The 17,786-nt window shown below is 58.7% G+C and carries 17 protein-coding genes, 1 tRNA gene and 2 pseudogenes; 12 read left to right on the forward strand and 8 right to left on the reverse strand.

Features of this window, described 5'->3' with window-relative positions; genetic code table 11:
* Positions 1–176 precede the first annotated feature (176 nt).
* Together NMA58_RS09775 and NMA58_RS09780 are read right to left on the reverse strand one after the other, a co-directional pair.
* Complete coding sequence (locus NMA58_RS09775) at positions 177–1,370, reverse strand: D-alanyl-D-alanine carboxypeptidase family protein (RefSeq protein ID WP_434713161.1); 1,194 nt, start codon at positions 1,368–1,370, stop codon at positions 177–179.
* Positions 1,371–1,442: 72 nt separating this feature from the next.
* Positions 1,443–2,543 carry a septal ring lytic transglycosylase RlpA family protein gene (locus NMA58_RS09780; RefSeq protein WP_434713162.1) on the reverse strand — a complete coding sequence of 367 codons (1,101 nt, stop codon included), beginning with the start codon at positions 2,541–2,543 and terminating at the stop codon, positions 1,443–1,445.
* Positions 2,544–3,063: 520 nt separating this feature from the next.
* Between NMA58_RS09780 and NMA58_RS09785 the strand changes: the two genes are divergently transcribed.
* Together NMA58_RS09785 and NMA58_RS09790 are read left to right on the forward strand one after the other, a co-directional pair.
* Positions 3,064–3,885, forward strand: coding sequence for an Ig-like domain-containing protein (locus tag NMA58_RS09785; RefSeq protein WP_434713163.1), 822 nt, complete (start codon positions 3,064–3,066; stop codon positions 3,883–3,885).
* A gap of 167 nt (positions 3,886–4,052) precedes the next feature.
* Positions 4,053–4,142 (forward strand) — tRNA-Ser (locus NMA58_RS09790).
* A gap of 159 nt (positions 4,143–4,301) precedes the next feature.
* Here the strand turns inward: NMA58_RS09790 and NMA58_RS09795 are convergent.
* Positions 4,302–5,255, reverse strand: a complete 954-nt coding sequence (locus NMA58_RS09795; RefSeq protein ID WP_434713164.1) for a competence protein CoiA — start codon at positions 5,253–5,255, stop codon at positions 4,302–4,304.
* 68 nt (positions 5,256–5,323) lie between these two features.
* Between NMA58_RS09795 and NMA58_RS09800 the strand changes: the two are divergent.
* The 6 genes and pseudogenes from NMA58_RS09800 to NMA58_RS09825 form a co-directional block, all read left to right on the forward strand.
* Positions 5,324–5,497: pseudogene (locus NMA58_RS09800) on the forward strand (recombinase family protein); the annotation flags it as partial.
* Between the two features lie 85 nt (positions 5,498–5,582).
* Positions 5,583–6,209, forward strand: a complete 627-nt coding sequence (locus tag NMA58_RS09805) for a DUF5343 domain-containing protein (protein ID WP_434713165.1) — start codon at positions 5,583–5,585, stop codon at positions 6,207–6,209.
* Positions 6,199–6,534 carry a hypothetical protein gene (locus NMA58_RS09810; RefSeq protein WP_434713167.1) on the forward strand — a complete coding sequence of 112 codons (336 nt, stop codon included), beginning with the start codon at positions 6,199–6,201 and terminating at the stop codon, positions 6,532–6,534. Before NMA58_RS09805 ends, NMA58_RS09810 begins: the two co-directional genes overlap by 11 nt.
* Complete coding sequence (locus NMA58_RS09815; RefSeq protein WP_434713168.1) at positions 6,531–6,794, forward strand: Swt1 family HEPN domain-containing protein; 264 nt, start codon at positions 6,531–6,533, stop codon at positions 6,792–6,794. Before NMA58_RS09810 ends, NMA58_RS09815 begins: the two co-directional genes overlap by 4 nt.
* Positions 6,795–6,937: 143 nt before the next feature.
* A complete protein-coding gene (locus tag NMA58_RS09820; RefSeq protein WP_434713169.1) occupies positions 6,938–8,614 on the forward strand; it encodes an ATP-dependent nuclease in 1,677 nt (558 codons plus the stop codon).
* A 107-nt stretch (positions 8,615–8,721) separates the two neighbouring features.
* Positions 8,722–8,958 (forward strand): annotated as a pseudogene (locus NMA58_RS09825) (TetR family transcriptional regulator); the annotation flags it as partial.
* A gap of 260 nt (positions 8,959–9,218) precedes the next feature.
* On the opposite strand, the gene NMA58_RS09830 reads toward NMA58_RS09825, so the two are convergent.
* Positions 9,219–10,643 carry an MFS transporter gene (locus NMA58_RS09830; protein ID WP_434713171.1) on the reverse strand — a complete coding sequence of 475 codons (1,425 nt, stop codon included), beginning with the start codon at positions 10,641–10,643 and terminating at the stop codon, positions 9,219–9,221.
* Between the two features lie 127 nt (positions 10,644–10,770).
* Here NMA58_RS09830 and NMA58_RS09835 point away from each other — a divergent pair, with 127 nt between their 5' ends.
* Together NMA58_RS09835 and NMA58_RS09840 are read left to right on the forward strand one after the other, a co-directional pair.
* Positions 10,771–11,715 (forward strand): LysR family transcriptional regulator, encoded by a 945-nt coding sequence (locus tag NMA58_RS09835; RefSeq protein ID WP_430960833.1) that lies wholly within the window; start codon positions 10,771–10,773, stop codon positions 11,713–11,715.
* Between the two features lie 50 nt (positions 11,716–11,765).
* Positions 11,766–11,990: an alkylphosphonate utilization protein gene (locus tag NMA58_RS09840; protein ID WP_184459645.1), complete on the forward strand. Its 225-nt coding sequence runs from the start codon at positions 11,766–11,768 to the stop codon at positions 11,988–11,990.
* A gap of 37 nt (positions 11,991–12,027) precedes the next feature.
* Here the strand turns inward: NMA58_RS09840 and NMA58_RS09845 are convergent, their stop codons facing one another.
* From NMA58_RS09845 to NMA58_RS09855, 3 genes are all read right to left on the reverse strand, one after another.
* Positions 12,028–12,834, reverse strand: a complete 807-nt coding sequence (locus tag NMA58_RS09845) for a transglutaminase-like domain-containing protein (protein WP_434713172.1) — start codon at positions 12,832–12,834, stop codon at positions 12,028–12,030.
* Positions 12,835–12,977: 143 nt separating this feature from the next.
* Positions 12,978–13,871: a transglutaminase family protein gene (locus tag NMA58_RS09850; protein WP_434713173.1), complete on the reverse strand. Its 894-nt coding sequence runs from the start codon at positions 13,869–13,871 to the stop codon at positions 12,978–12,980.
* Between the two features lie 484 nt (positions 13,872–14,355).
* Positions 14,356–14,514: an entericidin gene (locus NMA58_RS09855; RefSeq protein WP_434713174.1), complete on the reverse strand. Its 159-nt coding sequence runs from the start codon at positions 14,512–14,514 to the stop codon at positions 14,356–14,358.
* 545 nt (positions 14,515–15,059) lie between these two features.
* On the opposite strand from NMA58_RS09855, the gene NMA58_RS09860 reads away from it, so the two are divergent.
* The gene (locus NMA58_RS09860) at positions 15,060–15,314 is read left to right on the forward strand and encodes a GlsB/YeaQ/YmgE family stress response membrane protein (protein ID WP_064802691.1); all 255 of its coding nucleotides are present in this window, start codon (positions 15,060–15,062) and stop codon (positions 15,312–15,314) included.
* Positions 15,315–15,399: 85 nt separating this feature from the next.
* On the opposite strand, the gene NMA58_RS09865 is transcribed toward NMA58_RS09860, so the two are convergent.
* A complete protein-coding gene (locus tag NMA58_RS09865) occupies positions 15,400–15,681 on the reverse strand; it encodes a hypothetical protein (protein WP_085780070.1) in 282 nt (93 codons plus the stop codon).
* Between the two features lie 209 nt (positions 15,682–15,890).
* On the opposite strand from NMA58_RS09865, the gene NMA58_RS09870 reads away from it, so the two are divergent.
* Complete coding sequence (locus NMA58_RS09870; protein ID WP_434713400.1) at positions 15,891–17,783, forward strand: SurA N-terminal domain-containing protein; 1,893 nt, start codon at positions 15,891–15,893, stop codon at positions 17,781–17,783.
* The last annotated feature ends 3 nt before the right edge of the window (positions 17,784–17,786 follow it).

Below are 17,786 nucleotides of genomic sequence, written 5' to 3' on the forward strand. Positions count from 1 at the left end.
GCCCCGCCTCTTCTATCTATCCGAAGACATCGGGAAGGAAAACCTTTCGCGGCGGCGACATAATCACCTTCCCCGCAAATTGTATCAGAAGGTCAGGCATTCAAGTCTGGAGCATGGCTGTGCAGCAACGGCACGCGGGAAAAGAAGAGCTGTGCGCAAGAGCCTCATCCCGGCGCTCAGCCGGGGGCGGACTTGTCCCAGAGCCAGGAGAAGAACAGCGATTCGCCGAGTTCCAGCACTGCGTCGACCGCCCGGCTGCTGAGTGAGCCCTCCCCGACCGCCTGCGCGGTATAGAGCGGCACTTCCCTGAGCAGCCGGCTACCGGCGAAAATCTTGAGCGTGCCGGCCTGATAATCCGGCTTCACCGGCGCCGTCAGCGGCCAGTGATAGACGATGCGCGCCGAAAGCCGATCGGGGTTGCTGATCGGAATATAGACGCTGACCGGCGCCTTGGCGACGAGATCGACGGTGCGCGCCCAGCCGCCATAGACGCTGGCTGCGCCGATCACTTCATGCTCAGTGAAGATCTGACGGCTCTCGAAGGCAGTCAGCCCCCATTCGAGCACGCGCTTGGCCTCCTCCGTCCGCTCCTTGTCGGACGCTATGCCGGCAAGCGCCAAAAACAGCCGCCGGCCGTCGCGCTGGACCGACGCGACGATCGAATAACCTTCTCCCTCGGCAAAGCCGGTCGCAAGCCCGTCGGCGCCGAGATCGAGCCCGAGCAGCGGATTGCGGTTGCGCTGGAAGATCTTGTTCCATTCGAAATCCAGCTGCGCGAAATAGGGATAGAGATTGGGATAGGATTGCTGAAGCGCAGCGGCCAACGTCACCATCTCGCGCGCCGTCACCTTGCTCTTGCCGTCCGGAAGGCCGGTGGAATTGCCGAACACCGCCTTCTCCATGCCGAGTTCGCGGGCTCGGCGGGTCATCGACTGAGCGAATTGCTCCTCGCTTCCGGCCATCCCCTCGGCCAGGATGATGCAGCTGTCATTGGCGCCCTGGATCGCGACGCCCTTGATGAGATCCTCGACGCGCACGCGTGATTTGAGGGCCGCAAACATCGTTGCCGTCCTCGACGGCGCGCCGCCGGTGCGCCAGGCATATTCGGAAACGGGATATTCGGTATCGAGCGTGATCTGGCCCTTGGTCACGGCATCGAAGACCAGATCCATCGTCATCAGCTTGGCGAGCGAAGCCGGCGAAAAGCTCTGATCCTCATTCTTGGCGAGAAGCACCGTGCCGGTGGAGGCCTCGATCATATAGGCCTGCGCCGCCTTGGTGGCGAAACCGGCTGCGCCCCCGTCGGCGGCATGTGCGCTGGCGGCGAGCGGCATCAGGCATGCAAGCAGACGAAGCACAGGCCTCAGCATCGCAATTCCCATTCGGTCAACGGCGTTTTTGAGAAGGTTAGAGCGCGGCGAAATTCGATGCAATCGCCATGCTCAACGCGCTGCCGATTTTGCCTGCTGGCGCCTGGCCGAGGCAAGGATGGAAGCCTGCGTCAGCCCGTCATTGCGCACCATCACCGCGTCGAAGGCGAGATCGACCGTTACTGTCTTCACCGCTTCGTTCTGATAGCCAAGCGCGAGGGAGCCCTGCGAACCGCCATAGGGCCGCTCATAAGGCATGGGACCGAACTCCGGCAGCACCACCATCTGATCGAAGGCCGGCGAGGCATTGGGGGAAGGAGTCGACGGCGCCACCAGAACATGGGCGGCCGGCGCAAGGCCCGGCGCCGCATTGTAGCGCGCGCTCGGCGTCGAGCCGGCATAGGAGGTCGCCGACATCGGCACCGGCACATTCGCCGGCGTCTCGTAGTCTTCGGCGTTCTGCAACTGATCGCGGGTGATCTTGCGGCTGTTGGAGGCGACCATCACGCCGGTTGCGATCTGCCCTTCCGGATTGATGCCGGGAATGCGGCTGCCCTTCGGCACGTAGGAGGCCATCAGATAGGGCATGTCATGGCCGTCCATGCGGGCGCGGCCGACATATTGCACGCGCACCTTGCCGGTGCCGCTGTGCTGCAGATCCAGCATGTCGGCCGTCTTGTTCGAAAGGTCGATGATGCGGCCTTCGTGATAGGGGCCGCGATCGTTGACGCGCACGACGATGGAGGAGCCGTTCTCGAGATTGGTGACGCGGGCATAGCTCGGCAGCGGGAACGTCGGATGCGCGGCAGATAGGTGCATCTGGTCGTAAACTTCGCCATTCGCCGTCAGCCGTCCGTGAAAGGCGGAGCCGTACCATGAGGCGACGCCGACCTTGTTATAGGCGAAGTCTTCTTTCGGATAGTACCACTTGCCCTTCACCTCATAGGGGTTGCCGACCATGTAGCGGCCGCCGCCCTTCGGGATATTGTTGCCGGTGGCGACGCGGGGGCTGGCCTTAACGCCATATTCGGATTCGGAAAAATATTCCTTGCCGTGGGCTCTTTTCTTCGGCACGGCCTGTGTCGTGCCGCACGCCGCAACCGTCGCACACATCGCCGATATCGCTAGCCACCGTGCTGTCGTTGCGATAGACGCCCCGTATTCCAGTTTCATGTGCCCCACGCCGCTCAAAGATCGTTATGGTTAAGGAACTCTGCCCCATCCTGGGTCAACAACGCCTTATCCCCGCCCGCCTAACGAGACTTTAATCTTGCTGAGTTCGTGGCAAATTTGCGAACGATTTCGCTGCGATAGCGATAATTCTAATAAATATGGTTTATAAATTGCTAACTGGAAGCTCTCCCGTTGTTGCAATCAGAGCCGAAATCGGTGTGCCGATGCGGGCCACATGGTAAACGTCGGCCTGCTTTCAAAGTCCGAGCGGTACCGGATTGAGACACCGGCACGCGCAACAGCTGCTCTTCCGACGTTGGTTACAACCGGAACCTTCCTCCCAGGGTAGCATACCAGCTGTTCCTCTCCGATATACGTGTCCCCACGGCGCCAGCATCTGGCGCCACTCCCTTACCGCGTGTAGTTTGTTGCTTGACTCAAAGTGGAGTAGAAAGTTTATTTGCGGCGTTCGCGTCGCAGCCCGGCGTCCTTTCCACGCTCATCTTTAGGGAGACGAGCCATGGCAAATCACAAACCAATAGCGCCTGACGTGAAGGTCCACGACTACGCACCAGCGGAGGCCATCGAAGGAAACCTTCTCGACAACGCCTCGGACTCCGACGGCGATCTGCTTCAGGTTCAGTTCGTCAACGGAATGAGAATTCCCAACAAGGCGGGCGAGCCGGGATATCTTACCATCGAGGGTGAGCACGGAACGCTGACGATTTGGAGCAACGGCAGCTATAGTTACACGGTCAATGATCCGAGCGCGCTTGAACCCGGCGGGATCTTCGGCGAGAATTTTTCATTTAAGATCTCCGATGGAAAGGGCGGCACCGACGTCGCTAATCTCAACATCGGCGTCCACACTCCTCCGCAAGGACAGTATTCCATCGATTTCGAGAATGCTCCCACCGAATATCCCGGGCTGCCTGACATCGCCTCCGGCTATGCAGGATTCAAATTTGGCGACAAACTCGATGGCAACCTTTGGGCGGTCGCCGAATCCGGCGGCAACGAGTACGTCGTCACCAATCCCTATAATCCGTTTTTCGAACGCGTTGACGGCAAGCTCTTCACCATCGAGGGCGTCGATGTCGCAACCAATTTCGACCCCGCCTATGAAGGTGTCGACGCCCTCGTAACCTTCGAGGGTTATATCGGCGGCAACAAGGTGAGTGAGATGTCGCTGACGGTCTACGGAGACACCATTGCCGATGGTCAGCATATCTCGCTGGCCGCCTTGGGAGCGGTCGATTTTGTCCGCTTCGATATTCAGCCCGATGTCGAGCCGACGGGCTTTCCGCAACTCGCATTCGACAACTTCACCGTCCTTGTCTGACGGCGGCAGAGAGAAGCGGCTGTCAAAGCCGCTTCTCTGCAGAACAAGTTGACGCTGCCATCAAAGCTGCTAAAAAGCCGGCCTGTGAGTCATGGGCAGCGATCGGCAGAAACCACCGATCCTCCGGAAAGACCGAAACGGAATTTCCTCAGGCTTCCCAAATACTTGGAAGAGTGTCCGAGTGGTTTAAGGAACCGGTCTTGAAAACCGGCGTGCGGGAAACCGTACCGTGGGTTCGAATCCCACCTCTTCCGCCACGATCCTATTGAAAGTCCGCACATTTCTGTCGCTTCGTGCCGTCAATCTGCGGATTTCCGTCCCGGAGGTCAGTTTGATCAGCGGGCAAAAGGATTCGCGGATGCTGTTCGGGTATACGCATATGACGATGGCGCGTGTGCTGCTGAAGTCGGTATGAACTAAAATCTTGCCCTTCGTGCCCGTCGTTGCCAGTAAGCAGGAAAGCCGTTCGCCGTCATGTATGGGCTCCTGGACGGTGCAGGATAGGTTTGCGCAGGTTGAAGGGGCGGTGGCGAATGGGCCGGAAGGCCAGGTATAGCTGTCCCGCGAACGTAATGTTCAATGAGTTTCGACCTTAAAACCATTGTCGCAGTGACTGTCCACGTAGCGGTGCGCTGCAACAACCAGATTGCGCCGTCATCGGCTTGGTCTTTTGCTGATAGAGCTTCTTCGTCATAATGTCTGTCGTGATTAAAGTAAGCATTGCCGAAGTCGAAGTACACTCTGCATCCGCTTTCCACCCAGTTCTGAATGTTTGCGGAGAGGTCTATAAGTTCTAGAGACCACGTTGGCAGATCGGTGTGTCTGCGTTTCTCTACGAGAGATTTCTGAAATGACGTAAGGTCGCGCTTCAGTCGCCTTCCGTTCACGATCCAAACCATTTGCGGTCCGTAGAACGCCTCTCGCCCCGCGCGCTCGTCAGGCCGGATCGCCGAGAACTGAAACTCGAGCACATTTCCGTTTGGGGTCCTCACGTCAGAGACATGAAGCTCGCCATTTTGAGCGATGTGCCGAATTTCCTGCCACTCCGGAGGAAACTGGTTCTTCCACTCCCGATGCCACTCGGTTTCTGGCTCCCACCAATGATCGCACTCGAGGCGACCTTTATGAGCCCAGTGGTGCAGTTTCTTAGTCCCGCACTTTGCGATCATGGGCGCCCCGCATCCGATGCAAGCGCCACGGAGCCGGGGTTCCGCCTCCCGGCGCACTCCATCCACAAGCGCGTACTTCATAGTTCCTCCCCACCTTCCACGGTTCGACAAAAAGACATCCCTCAACAGGCTCGTGTCAAGCGGCGGGAAAATTCCACAAAATTTGCAAGGGACGTGGGGTACGGGGTGCCGCCCCGGCATCAGCCAAAGGCCCTCCCGGCTCTCCTGAAAACCGGCCGGGGGTGGGTCCGCCTCACGAGCCCTGAGCCACCAAGCGCCCCGAACTCGAGCGAATGCTCGACTACGTTCGCGAGGGTGACACGCTCATCGTCACGAAGCCCGACCGCTTGGCGCGTTCGACCGCCGACCTTTTGGCCATCGCCAAGCAGCTTGAGACAGAGGGCGTCACCCTTCGCATTCTCTCGATGAACGTGGACACGGCTGAATCGTGAGCGCACACCTACTTGCTCGAATCAAATAAGATTGAGAGCCTTCGAGATAATGACAATCTCCTCTCGGAGCCGTGCAATGCCAGTCAACCTTCCTTATTTATCCTCTCCAGGCACCATCAAGACTGCACTCGACAGGATTAGGGCTGCAGCAACACCTGAGCGAGTCACCCACGATTTCGTGCAAACTCGGCTTCAAATGAAAGGTGGAACGGGCGCCAGCATTCCGCCTTTCTTGAAAAAAATCGGTTTCGTAAATTCTGACGGTTCACCGTCTGGCATCTATCACAAATTCAGGAATGCACAGACAGCTGCAGCAGCAATCGCCGAAGCGGTCAGACTTGGTTATCGGGAGCTATTTGAAGCGAACGAGTACTGCTACGATCTTGGTGATCGAGAACTTCATTCGCTGATATGCCAAGTCACAGGGGCTGCGACTGATAGTAGTGTTGCCCGGCTGACCGTGTCGACGTTCAGAAATCTTCGCGACTTAGCGGATTTCAACGCGCAATCCCGATCGCTTGATCTAGTGGAAGAGAGCGACCGACCGACACCGTTGTCCATACCCACGGGTACCTCTGAGAATCAGAGCCTTGGCCTAAATTTGTCATATACAATCAATCTGAATCTACCCGCTACAGCCGATCAGGCAGTGTTCAACGCAATATTCCGAAGTCTCCGGGAGCATCTTCTAAATGGCCGTTAGTGAGATCATTGGGAAGATCAAGGCGTTCGACATGACAAATCAGATGCTCGCTGAAGACTTATCCAGTCTGGAGCGACATTTCGATATTCGGCTTGGACATCTGCCGGTACCATCCGAAGAAGTCGAACGCGAGTACTACCCACAGCTGGAGGCCGATTTGCGCGCCGAGGGTGCAAAGATGGCAAGGCACTACGAGGTTTTTTATAGCCTCGAGAAGTCGATCCGTCGTCTGGTCACTGAAACTTTCGAGGCGATACGACGATCGGCAACTGGTGGAGGGGCAAAGTCCCTGAGACAATACGAAATGAGGTGGACCAGCGGGTGAAGAAAGAGATGGACGCAGGCGTTAGCAGGCGGTCTGACGACGAGCTAGACTACACTACCTTCGGCGAACTGTCGGTGATCATCACTTCGAACTGGGGAATCTTTGGTTCCATTTTCAATAGCAAGAAGGCTGTGGAAAAGGTGTTCGCGAGCCTCAATGCACTTCGGAACCCAATCGCCCATTGTTGTCCGCTAGCAGAAGATGAGGAATTGCGGTTGCGCCTCACCGTTCGAGATTGGTTTCGTCTTATGGAAAGGTGAGGCTATCTTCGTGAAAATCTTCATGCGCCTAGCTCTGGCCCAATCTTGTCTTCCAAGGATCAAGTACAGCAAGATTCCAACCAGCTTTACGCGCATGTCGGTTCGGCGGGCAAATCCATGGTTTCAAAGGCAATTACCTCATTATGAAAGTGAATAAATTGGTTTTTAGGGCGGGTGAAGGACCACATGCCCCGCCGCTGCACCTTAACCCTCAGAGCGTCACTGTTTTTATCGGCCCTAACAATGGCGGCAAAAGCGCGTCCCTTCGTGAGGTACACCGATTTCTTGCAACCGGAATAGCACAAAACACGATTTTCACGGAGATTGATTACACGCTTTTAGAGGAGGACGAAATTGCAACGAAAATAGATCTTCTTTGGGATAAAAGTTACCAATCCTCGGATTCTGTGAATATTAGGCTTGGGTCGCGCGGAAACAGTCACGAAGTCAGCCTTGATAGTTTGCGAAGGGCCCTTAATGTAGGCGCAGGCCGTTATAGCCAATACGTCCACAATATCTTCCTACGCCACTTCCTACTAAATTTGGGAGGCGAGAATAGGTTAGGTTTGACGAGCAATGCCAAAGCACCGAATCTGAGGGAATTACCTCAAACAACTATCGCTGCTCTATTCAAGGATGACCCAGTCCGAGACTCCGTTTCGGATATCATTCACGATGCATTCGGCAGGTTCTTAGTGATCGATCCCACTGATATGGGCTTCTTGCATTACGCTTTTTCAGACAGTAAACCCACCCCGGAACTTGAACGGTCGTTCACCGATGAAGCTATTACCTTTTTCGAGGGCACATCGAGAATTGAAAACGCCTCAGATGGCACGAAAGCTTTTGTCGGCATAATAACCGAAGTTCTCGCGGGCGTGCACGACATCCTTTTCATGGATGAGCCGGAGGCGTTCTTGCATCCCGCGTTAGCGCAGTTGCTCGGCAGAGAGGTGACGCGGCACATTGCAAAAAAGCAGATGTTCGTTTCGACGCACAGCCCCAATTTCCTTATGGGCTGCATGTCTGTCGGTGTACCAGTGGACATCGTGCGCCTTACCTACAAAACCGGCGCTGCAACCGCGCGACTCCTCCCGTCAGGAGACCTCGCGAAGATGATGCAGGACCCACTTCTGAAATCCGTAGGCGTAATCAACGCCCTTTTTTACGAGAGCGCGGTTGTAGTCGAGGCTGATAGCGACCGCTCCTTCTACGACGAGATCAATACGAGGATCAACCTTTACGACGCTGGCGGCATTCGACACACGACCTTCCTTAATGCTCACAACAAACAGGAGGCGACGCACATAGCCCGTGTGCTTCGCAATGTGGGTATCCCTGCAGCGCTCGTTTTAGACATCGATTGGATCAAGGAAGACGGTAAGGTCGCTCTGAGATACCTTGCTGCGGCGGGCGTGCCTTCGGGCCTTCGTCCCGGATTAATCGAGACTCGCCGTCAAGTACGAGCGCTGTTGTGCGCTAAAGGCGGCAATTACAAAACTGACGGGGGAGTAGGCATGCTGACCGGCGCGGAGTTAGCAACTGCCAATGACTTCTTCGATCAACTGGACAGCTATGGTCTTTTCACTGTTCGAAATGGAGAGCTTGAGAGCTGGCTTCTCGACCTCCAGGTAAGCGCGCGAAAAGATCTTTGGCTATCACAGATGTTCGGCGCGATGGGCTCAGACCCTTCGAAGGAAGGCTACGTTTATCCAAGTGGCGCCGATGTTTGGGGGTTTGTCCGAAAGGTAAATCGCTGGACGACGGACACTAGCCGAAAGGGCATGGAGTTTGTTGACCCTGCCGAGCTTGACAATTGACAGCCGGATACGAGGGAATGATGGAAAAGAGATTCAGGTGTTCGTACAAGGATCTAGAGCAGGAGCGACAGGAGGTAATGCACGCCCTCTTGAAGCTTTACCTGCGGGCGGATTTGAACGGTGCGATATGGTCGCTCTGGAATTATGTTATGGGCACGACCATCACTCGTGAGAACTTCGACCTTTCGGACGAAGACATGTTCGCCGGGCAGCAGCGTCTTGCTCGTCTCAGCGCAGAATACCCGACGATCGAGCGTGCTCGTCTGCTGTTGGACAATGACTGGGACGGCGTTTTCAGGAAAGGTCTGGGCTTCCTGCTTGACGGGCTTGTTCCGAGCCGATGAACAAGGGCTCGGCTCCCGAGCTGATCAGCACGCTCGGTCAGAAAACCTCCGTTCACGACAGCATCGAGTATATCAGCGCACCGATGGAACCCCAGAAAACAACCGGCGTCAGTATCATCCCCACAACGAAGATTTTGGTCACCGCTAAACTCCGCAAATTCGTTCCATCGCGAAAACCTATTGCAGCGACCGAGGATTTGGTATCGGCAAGAAGTCCGGGTCGGATCGGACCTTGGTCTCAGTCGCGACGGAGCCCTGCTTCAGCGGCCGCGGCGGTAAGTCACGGCAAAGATGGCGACTGCCGCGGCGATCGCCACGGCTGCGACGGCAAAGGTGATCTGCATCCCTGAGTGAATGGCCTCGGGCCCTGCCGCGGCGACATCCGGTGTTCCCGATGCTCGCGCGAATACCGCACCCATGACGGAGGCGCCGGTAATCAGCCCGAGATTGCGCGACAGGTTGAGCGCGCCCGAGATGACGCCGCGCTGGTCAGGGCCGACATCCGCCATGACGGCGGTGTTGTTGGCCGCCTGGAACAGCTGATAGCCGGGCGTCAGTATGGCGATGGCGGCGATGTAGCCGGCCATTCCGGGAAGCACGGCAAGTGCGATGGCGCCGGCCGCCATGGCGACGAGGCCTGTGGCGATCACGAATGGCGTGTCCAGACGATCGACCAGGCGGCCGGCCGGGACTCCAGCAAGGATGGAGATGACGGGGCCGATCGACATCACGGCGCCAACGGTGGCCTCGCTGAGCCCGAGCGCACGGGAGAGATAAAACGGGCCGACCACCAGCGTTGCCATCATCACCGTCGAGACGAGCGCGTTCATGACCAGGCTGGCGCTCAGCACCGGATTGCGAAACACCGCCGCCCGGATCAGCGGGGAAGCGGCTTTCCTCTCGGCGAGGACGAAGAGACCGGCCCCGAAAAAAGCTGCCGCCAACAGGGAGAGATTCAGCAATCCAAAGCTGCCCCGCCCGGTCGTCATCGCAAGCGCATAGGCCGAGAGCGCCAGGGCGAGCAGCAAAGTGCCTGCCGTGTCGAAGCCGGCGGGCACCGTTTTCCCCATGTTGACGTCAGGAGGCAGAAAACGATAGGCGAGAGTGAAGGCAACGATGCCGAGCGGCACGGTGACGAGAAAGATCGCCCGCCAGCCGAACCCGGCAATCAGAGCGCCGCCCAGCGACGGGCCGAGAGCGGTGCCGATCGCCGACATGGTTGCGAGCAGCCCCATGGCGCTGCCCGTCCTAGCCTTCGGCACCGTTTCGCCGACAAAAGCCATGGTGAGGGCCATCATGATGGCCGCGCCAAGTCCCTGCAGCGCCCGCGCGGCGATCATCGGCCAGAGCGCGGGCGCAAACCCGCAGAGGACGGAGGCCAGCGTAAACAGCAGGATGCCAATGAGCAGAAGCCGCCTGCGGCCAGTCATGTCGCCAAGCCGCCCGACGCTGACGATCAGGGTGGTGATGGCAAGAAGATAGGCCAGCACGATCCACTGCACCTCCTGGAAGGAGCCGCCGAATGCCTGCGCCAGGGCCGGCAGACCAATGTTGGCGATGCTGGTGCCGAGTGACGGCAAGAGCATGGAGAGGCAAAGACTGGCGAGTCCCCAGCGGACGGAATAGGGGCGTTCGGCGAATGCCTCGCCCTGTTCTGCAATGATCGGCTTCAACAGGACCTCCATGTTCACCCTCCTGGAAAAGGAGCCATCGAACCCTAGTCCCGCAACTGGCCTGGCGGAATGCGCAGCATTTGCACTTCATTCATGCGTCTGGCGCCATATCACTTGGAAATTATGTTATACCGCATGCATGTCGACTCCTGACCTCAACCTGCTCGTCACCCTTGATGTCTTGCTCGCCGAAGGCAGCGTCGCCCGTGCGGCCGAGAGGCTGCGGCTCAGCCCGTCGGCCATGAGCCGAGCGCTGGCGCGATTGCGCGAGGCCACGGGCGATCCGCTGCTGGTGCGCGCCGGCCGCGGCCTGGTTCCAACACCCCGGGCGCTCGAACTGGGCGAGCGGGTCGGCCGCATCGTCGAGGATGCTCGGGCGGTTCTGCGTCCTGGCGAAGCGCTTGATCTCGGCAGGCTCGTCCGGACATTCACGCTGCGCTCCAGCGAAGGTTTTGCCGAGAGTTTCGGCCCCGATCTGATCGCTCGCCTCGGCAAGCAAGCGCCTGGCGTGCGGCTGCGCTTCATGCAGAAACCGGACAAGGACAGCGCGCCGTTGCGTGACGCAAGCGTCGATCTGGAAACTGGTGTCGTCGACGAGACGATGGGACCGGAGGTGCGGGCGCAGGCCCTGTTCCGCGACCGCTTCATCGGCGTCGTGCGCACAGGCCATCCGCTTTGCGGTGATGAGATCACGCCCTCCCGTTACGCGGCCGGCCGCCATATCGCCGTCTCGCGGCGCGGGTTCGACAAAGGAGCGATCGATGAGGCTCTGAATACGCTCGGGCTGGAACGGCAGGTCGCTACCATCGTCGGCGGCTTTTCCACGGCGCTGGCGCTCGCCCGCGCCTCGGATCTGGTCGCCAGCGTTCCTGAACGGCACACGGCAGCCTTGCGAGCGGGAATGCACAGTTTCCCCCTTCCCGTTCCAACTCCGGAGCTCACGGTTTCATTGCTTTGGCACCCGAGGATGGATGCCGATCCCGCACACCGCTGGCTGCGCAGCTGTGTTCGTGAGGTCTGTTCAGCCGCGGATCGGGGGCAGGAGAACGAGAATCAGACGGGACGGGACGGGACCGGTGATTGACTCTCCCCTGTCGTCGTGTTTTCCCCCTCGCATCATCAAGCGAGGACATCATGGCCGAAGACATTATCGTAAAGGACAGCAACGGAACCCAGCTTCACGACGGCGATTCCGTGACGTTGATCAAAGACCTCAAGGTCAAGGGCACCTCTGAGACGCTGAAGCGTGGAACCTTGGTCAAAGGCATTCGTCTGACCGACAATCCTGGCGAGATCGAGTGCAACACCAAGCAGGTCAAAGGCCTCGTGCTGAAAACGGAGTTCCTGAAGAAGGCGTAAGATCTACCTACGGCGGCCGTTGGTCCGTGGCTGCAACTTACGGCACTTCCTCGGTGATTACTTCGAAGCGGGAAAGCATCGCCGGGCCGAAAGCCGTCGAAATCGCGACGTCGGTCGCATCCCGGCCTGTTGCCATCAGAATTCTGCCGATACGCGGGGTGTTGTGCCGCGCATCGACCGTATGCCAGTGCCCGCCGAGAAAGACCTCGAACCACGCACTGAAATCCATTGGATTCGGATCGGCGGGAACGCCAATATCGCCGAGATAACCGGTGCAGTACCTTGCAGGAATATTCATGCATCGACAGAGCGCGATGGCGAGATGGGCGAAGTCGCGGCAGACGCCGCTCTTATCGGTGAAGCCCCCATGCGCGGTTCTGAGAACGTCGGCCTTCTGATAATCGAAGGTGATGTGGTCATGCACGAAATCGCAGATCGCCTGCACGCGCGCCCAGCCGAGCGGCGTTGATGAAAAGGTCGCCCAGGCGAAATCCGAAAGCCTGTCTGTGTCGCAGTAACGGCTGCCGAGCAGGAAGACGAGCACCTCGTCGGGCAGATCCTTGATTGCGTGCTGCACGGCCTGGACGGGGACGACGTCGGCCTGCCCTGTGTCATAGATCTCGAACTCGGTGGAAATCGTGGTCAGCCCCGGCGGAGCGACGATCCGGCTGCAGGCATTGCCGAAGCTGTCGGTATATTCCCACGCCTCGATCGGCCGGTCGAATGTCAGGACCTGCTCGCTTAGAAGATCGGCGCGACGGGAGGGGTGAATGTTGAGGACCAGCAGCATCGGCGTCGGCTGTATGCATTTATAGCCCAGATGAAACCCGGCGCGAATCTTCATTGTGGCTTCCTCGTCCCTCCCGGCATGGGCGGAGGTGAGTATGGAACGTCGATCGCGCCGCCCGGTTCCCGCGATATGCCTCGCACCTTCCCGGGCAAAGCACCTTGGCCCAGGCAATTCACCATTGCCCCGCCACTGCATCATTACCCCTCGGCAACCCACGGCTGTCGCGTGGTCACGTTGACCTGCACCGTCATGTTCTCGAAATCCGAGCCCTGCCCGTCGTAACTGCCGCTCAAAGGAACAGCCTGGCGCGGGTCGCGGGCAACAGCCACGCGAATAAGGTCGCGGTTGCCGACGATGCCGTTGGTTGGATCGAACTCGGCCCAGCCGGCCCCGGGAAGATAGACTTGGCACCATGCATGGGTGGAACCGCCGCCCAGCACGGTGGAGCCGTCCCGGTCGGGGACGTAGACATAGCCGGTGACGAACCGCGCCGCGAGGCCTAGCGAGCGTACCGCCTCCATCATCAGAAGCGCGAAATCCCGGCAGGTGCCGGAGCGAAGGTGCAAGGTCTGCAGCGGCGTTTGCGTTCCATGTTCCTGGCGGCGTGCATAGACAAAGCTTTCGCGAATGGCATAACACAGCGTCATCAGCAGGTGCCCGGTCTCCGTCGGGTGCCCCAGGCGCACGAACTGGCGCGCCCAGCGGCCGACCTCATCGCCCGAATCGGGATAATGGCGCTGCATCGCCGGCGCGAGATCGGCGATTTCGTCCTTGTCGTAGGAGAAAGGATAGGTCAGCGCCGCCTCGTCGATCCGAATGTCCGGGGCGAGCTGCGGCGTATGATCGAGTGTGATCCAGGTTTCGAAACGAAGCTCCACCGACGGCCGGGAAAAATCGACGAGCGCCACGCAATTGCCGAAAACATCGTGGATCCAGCGCACATGACTTTGCTCCGGATAGGTGGTCAGCGACGCCTCGATCAGCCGCTGGTCGAAACTGTCGCGCGGCCGGAACATCAGGCGATGCTCGCCGAAATCGACCTCCCGGCGGTAACGATAGGAAGTGATGTGGCGGACGGAGAAAATCGTCATGGGCTAGCGCCGGCTGATTTGTTCACGTTGCTGCTCCTACAGCGCCGCGCGTCTTATCAGACGCCGCAAGCGCCCTGCTCCTTTCCCTGCTCATCCCGATTTCTTGTCATATAAGCAGGTCCGAAAGATTGCTATTGTACCTTCACCGATCGACGGCAGAGCCGTCCAACCTGAGAGGATAACATGCATATCATCTGGGACGTTCTGACGCTTCTGCTGACCATCGGTTCGCTCTATGGCGGTCGCGAATACCGGATTATTCGCGCCCGTGCCCGCGCTCAGAATTGGGGCAACTTCTGACCCGATCCTGACGCGCTGCCGGAACGGTCGCGGCTACGTCGAATGACGTACGGCGGCCCCTTAAGGAAATGCTGTATCAGTCGGACGGTTTTCGTCCGTCCATTCTCTCTGTTATGCTAAGCCCGCCTCACCCCAGGCGGGCTTTTTTCATGCAAGATTTGCTGCGTGTCGCCGGCAGCCGCCATTACTTCTTGGCGCCGGCCGAAAGCACCCGATTGGTCGCATTATCCATTGCGTGGCTCGCCTCCTGTCCATCCTTCTTCAGCCCGTATGCGGTATTGCCGCAGCCGGCGAGCGTAAGCAGGCAGAGGCAGCAGGCGATAGCGATTGCAGCTTTTGGCATCGAGGTTTTCCCTGATTGAACGAACCCCCGGAAAAATGACGCAGTCCGAGCCAAAATCAATCCGCCGGCGGCCGGACATAACTCAGCACCTGCGCCGAATTGATGCATCCGATGGCTCCCTGTTCCGTCGAGAAACGGATTACTTCAGCCAAAACTCTCCGAAACGTAGAATTGCCGGACGGGAATCGAAGGCACATACCATTTATCCGTGTCTTTCAGAATGATATCCGCGAACAACTGCGGGATCACGCTTGGAATTTATCATTTTACTTAAATATCTCACTTAACCAATTGTTAGTAATAACCTTGCGTAGCACGCGCTTCGGCTTATGCTTTACTCAAAACGGGAGAGGAGAGAATGTTTAGCAAAAGCCTGATCATGCCTTTCGGCTTCGCAATTCTTGCGCTAAGTGGCCTAATGTTCCAACTCGTCGCGTACCTGCTGGAAACCCCGGTCACCGTGCTGCATCCCTAAGTTCCTCCAGGAGTGGAACTTTCCTTTGTTTCATGCATTCTTGCGAGTTGTTTCACCAGGAGGGATCACTATGGAAAACGCAGGCGTGGGTTGGATTGCGGCCATCATCATCGGCGGCATTGCCGGATGGCTGGCAGAAAAGGTCATGAGCAGCAATATGGGCGTGCTCATGAACATATTGCTCGGCATCGTCGGCGCGATCGTCGCCAACTGGATCTTGGGTCTGTTGCACATCCAGCCGTTGGCGGGGTGGCTTGGTTACCTGATCACCGGCTTCATCGGTGCCTGCATTCTGATCTTCATCGGCCGCGCCATCCGCCGCTGATTGCATAACTGGCAGACATGACTAGCAGACATGACTAAAAGCCGGGCGCGCCTTGCGTCCGGCTTTTCTGTCCCGAAGTCCGTGTTCAGCGGCGGCTCAGCAGGCCGAAAAGATAGGCTACGCCTGCCGTTACCGCGAGCGCCATGATCGGTTCTTCGCGAACCTTGTCGCGCAGCCGTTCCGTCATCAGCGAAGCTTCGTCCGTAACCACCGACTTTGCCCCCTGCCCCAGCGCCCGCACACTGTCCGTCAATCTGGAGAGATCTTCACGGAGTGCCGTAACCTGTGCCGACAGATCGTCTGCTGCGATATCCGCCTTGACGCGCGCAGCGGTGGATTCGGCGGAAGCGGTTTTCAATTCTGCCATGGTCTGCTCCTGTTTCATGGGATGCCGCTTCAACGAAATGGCGGCCTGAAAGGTTCCGCCGGCAGCCGATCTTTTGTTCGCCATCAACGCCTTGCGGCCATGCGCAGCTTTTCGCGTGACAACCCTTCATTTCCTGTCGGCTTTGTTCTAAGGAACGTCGAATGTCTGCCCGTGCGCGGGTCAATAAATACTGCGAGGTTTGCGTTTCCATGTTCCATCTTCTGAGAAGAGCTGCTCAGACCTGGGTTGCCAAGCTGCTCCTGCTTCTCCTGGTGGCCTCCTTCGGCATCTGGGGCATATCGCGCGAGCTGATATCTGGCGGCAGCAGCACCACGGTCGTGACCGTCGGCGATCAGAAGGTGGGGGTGAACGAATTCCACCTTGCCTATCAGCGTCAGGTGGCAAGCATCGGCCAGCAGTTCGGCATGCGCCTCACGCCCGAGCAGGCCCGCGCCTTCGGAATTGAGCAGCAGGTGCTGTCACAGCTCGTTGCCGGCGCCTCGCTCGACCAGCTCGCCGAAGATATGAACCTCGGCCTGTCCGAGGATCGTCTCGCCCAGCTGATTGCCGACGACCCGGCCTTCAAGGCTGTCAACGGCCAGTTCGATCGCGAGCTGTTCGTTTCGCGCCTGCGCAATGCGGGCATCCGCCAGGACGATTACATCAGGGAGCGAAGCAAGGTCGCCGTCCGCAGCCAGATCGTCGATGCCGTTTCCAACGGCTTTACCGCGCCGAAGACGCTGATCGACGCACTGAAGCTTTATGGCGATGAAAGCCGCAGCATAGACTACCTTTTGCTGACCAACGCCAATATCGAGCCGATCAAGGCGCCCGCCGACGACGTGCTGGCGAGCTGGTTCGAAGGCGTCAAGCAACGCTACCGCGCACCGGAATACCGCAAGCTCATCTATCTCAAGCTGCAGCCGGCCGATATCGCCGATGCCGCGACCGTTACCGACGACCAAATCCGCGAAGCTTTCGAGAAGGGTAAGGACAGTTATCGCACGCCGGAAAGCCGGACGATCGAACAGCTGACCTTCACCAGCAAGGATCTCGCCACCGCCGCCGAAACGGCGCTGAAGGGCGGCACCAGCTTCGACCAGCTGGTCACCGACCAGGGCAAGACGGCAAGCGACGTACTGCTCGGCGAGTTCACCAAGGACAAGGTTCCCGACCAGGCCGTCGCCGATGCCGCTTTTGCGGTGTCGAAGGATGGCGGCACGACGCCTGTCGTCGACGGCTCGTTCGGCCCGGTCATCCTGCGCATCACCAACATCAAGCCGGAAACGGTCAAGAACTTCGACGAGGTGAAGGAAGACATCCGCAAGCAGCTGGCGCTTTCCAACGCTTCTCAGGAAGTGATCAATGTTCATGACCGTATCGAGGATATGCGCGCCGGCGGCGCGACGCTCGAGGATATCGCCGGTCAGCTGAAGCTCAAGGCGGTGACCGTCGACGCCGTCGATGCGACCGGTGCCGACAAGGACGGCAAAGAGGTCAAGGATCTTCCTGCCAAGCAGCAGCTGCTCGGCGAAGCCTTCAAGACCGACGTCGGCGTCGATGCCTCGCCACTTCCGATCGGCAATGACGGCTATGTCTGGTTCAACGTCCGCGAAATCACGCCGGACCGGGACCGCCCGATTGCAGAGGTGCGCGAGAAAGCCGTCGAGGACTGGACAGCAGAGCAGCAGAAGGCCGAACTCGCCAAGAAGGCCGATGAATTGAAGGCCCAGGCGCAAAAGGGCACCGCCCTTGCGGACATTGCAGCGCCGCTCGGCATTGCCGTCGAAAGCAAGAGCGGTATCACACGCTCCACCGATGATCCGGTTCTCGGACGCGCCGCTGTCAAGGCCGCTTTCTCCGGCCCTGTCGATACGGTTGCGAGCGCGGTCGGCGCCGATCCCTCGACGCAGATCCTGATGAAGGTCACCGAGGTCAACAGCCAGCCGACCGGCGACGTGCTGAACAACCGCGACGCCCAGCTCACCGCCATGGCCAATGCCGCCGGCGATGATATTCTCGACCAGATGGTCAACCTGCTGCAGACACAGTATGGGGCTTCGATCAACCAGACGCTCGCCGAACAGGCGGCGGTCCGCTAGGAG

It is taken from the genome of Rhizobium sp. YTUHZ045 (genome assembly GCF_051124255.1).
Lineage (GTDB): Bacteria > Pseudomonadota > Alphaproteobacteria > Rhizobiales > Rhizobiaceae > Rhizobium.

What these genes read in the sequence shown, in the direction of transcription:
- NMA58_RS09775 (WP_434713161.1), bottom strand. Translation starts at nt 1,370, where the DNA reads ATGCTGAGGCCTGTGCTTCGTCTGCTTGCATGCCTGATGCCGCTCGCC.
- NMA58_RS09780 (WP_434713162.1), bottom strand. Translation starts at nt 2,543, where the DNA reads ATGAAACTGGAATACGGGGCGTCTATCGCAACGACAGCACGGTGGCTA.
- NMA58_RS09785 (WP_434713163.1), top strand. Translation starts at nt 3,064, where the DNA reads ATGGCAAATCACAAACCAATAGCGCCTGACGTGAAGGTCCACGACTAC.
- NMA58_RS09795 (WP_434713164.1), bottom strand. Translation starts at nt 5,255, where the DNA reads ATGCCGGGGCGGCACCCCGTACCCCACGTCCCTTGCAAATTTTGTGGA.
- NMA58_RS09805 (WP_434713165.1), top strand. Translation starts at nt 5,583, where the DNA reads ATGCCAGTCAACCTTCCTTATTTATCCTCTCCAGGCACCATCAAGACT.
- NMA58_RS09810 (WP_434713167.1), top strand. Translation starts at nt 6,199, where the DNA reads ATGGCCGTTAGTGAGATCATTGGGAAGATCAAGGCGTTCGACATGACA.
- NMA58_RS09820 (WP_434713169.1), top strand. Translation starts at nt 6,938, where the DNA reads ATGAAAGTGAATAAATTGGTTTTTAGGGCGGGTGAAGGACCACATGCC.
- NMA58_RS09830 (WP_434713171.1), bottom strand. Translation starts at nt 10,643, where the DNA reads ATGGAGGTCCTGTTGAAGCCGATCATTGCAGAACAGGGCGAGGCATTC.
- NMA58_RS09835 (WP_430960833.1), top strand. Translation starts at nt 10,771, where the DNA reads ATGTCGACTCCTGACCTCAACCTGCTCGTCACCCTTGATGTCTTGCTC.
- NMA58_RS09840 (WP_184459645.1), top strand. Translation starts at nt 11,766, where the DNA reads ATGGCCGAAGACATTATCGTAAAGGACAGCAACGGAACCCAGCTTCAC.
- NMA58_RS09845 (WP_434713172.1), bottom strand. Translation starts at nt 12,834, where the DNA reads ATGAAGATTCGCGCCGGGTTTCATCTGGGCTATAAATGCATACAGCCG.
- NMA58_RS09850 (WP_434713173.1), bottom strand. Translation starts at nt 13,871, where the DNA reads ATGACGATTTTCTCCGTCCGCCACATCACTTCCTATCGTTACCGCCGG.
- NMA58_RS09855 (WP_434713174.1), bottom strand. Translation starts at nt 14,514, where the DNA reads ATGCCAAAAGCTGCAATCGCTATCGCCTGCTGCCTCTGCCTGCTTACG.
- NMA58_RS09860 (WP_064802691.1), top strand. Translation starts at nt 15,060, where the DNA reads ATGGAAAACGCAGGCGTGGGTTGGATTGCGGCCATCATCATCGGCGGC.
- NMA58_RS09865 (WP_085780070.1), bottom strand. Translation starts at nt 15,681, where the DNA reads ATGGCAGAATTGAAAACCGCTTCCGCCGAATCCACCGCTGCGCGCGTC.
- NMA58_RS09870 (WP_434713400.1), top strand. Translation starts at nt 15,891, where the DNA reads ATGTTCCATCTTCTGAGAAGAGCTGCTCAGACCTGGGTTGCCAAGCTG.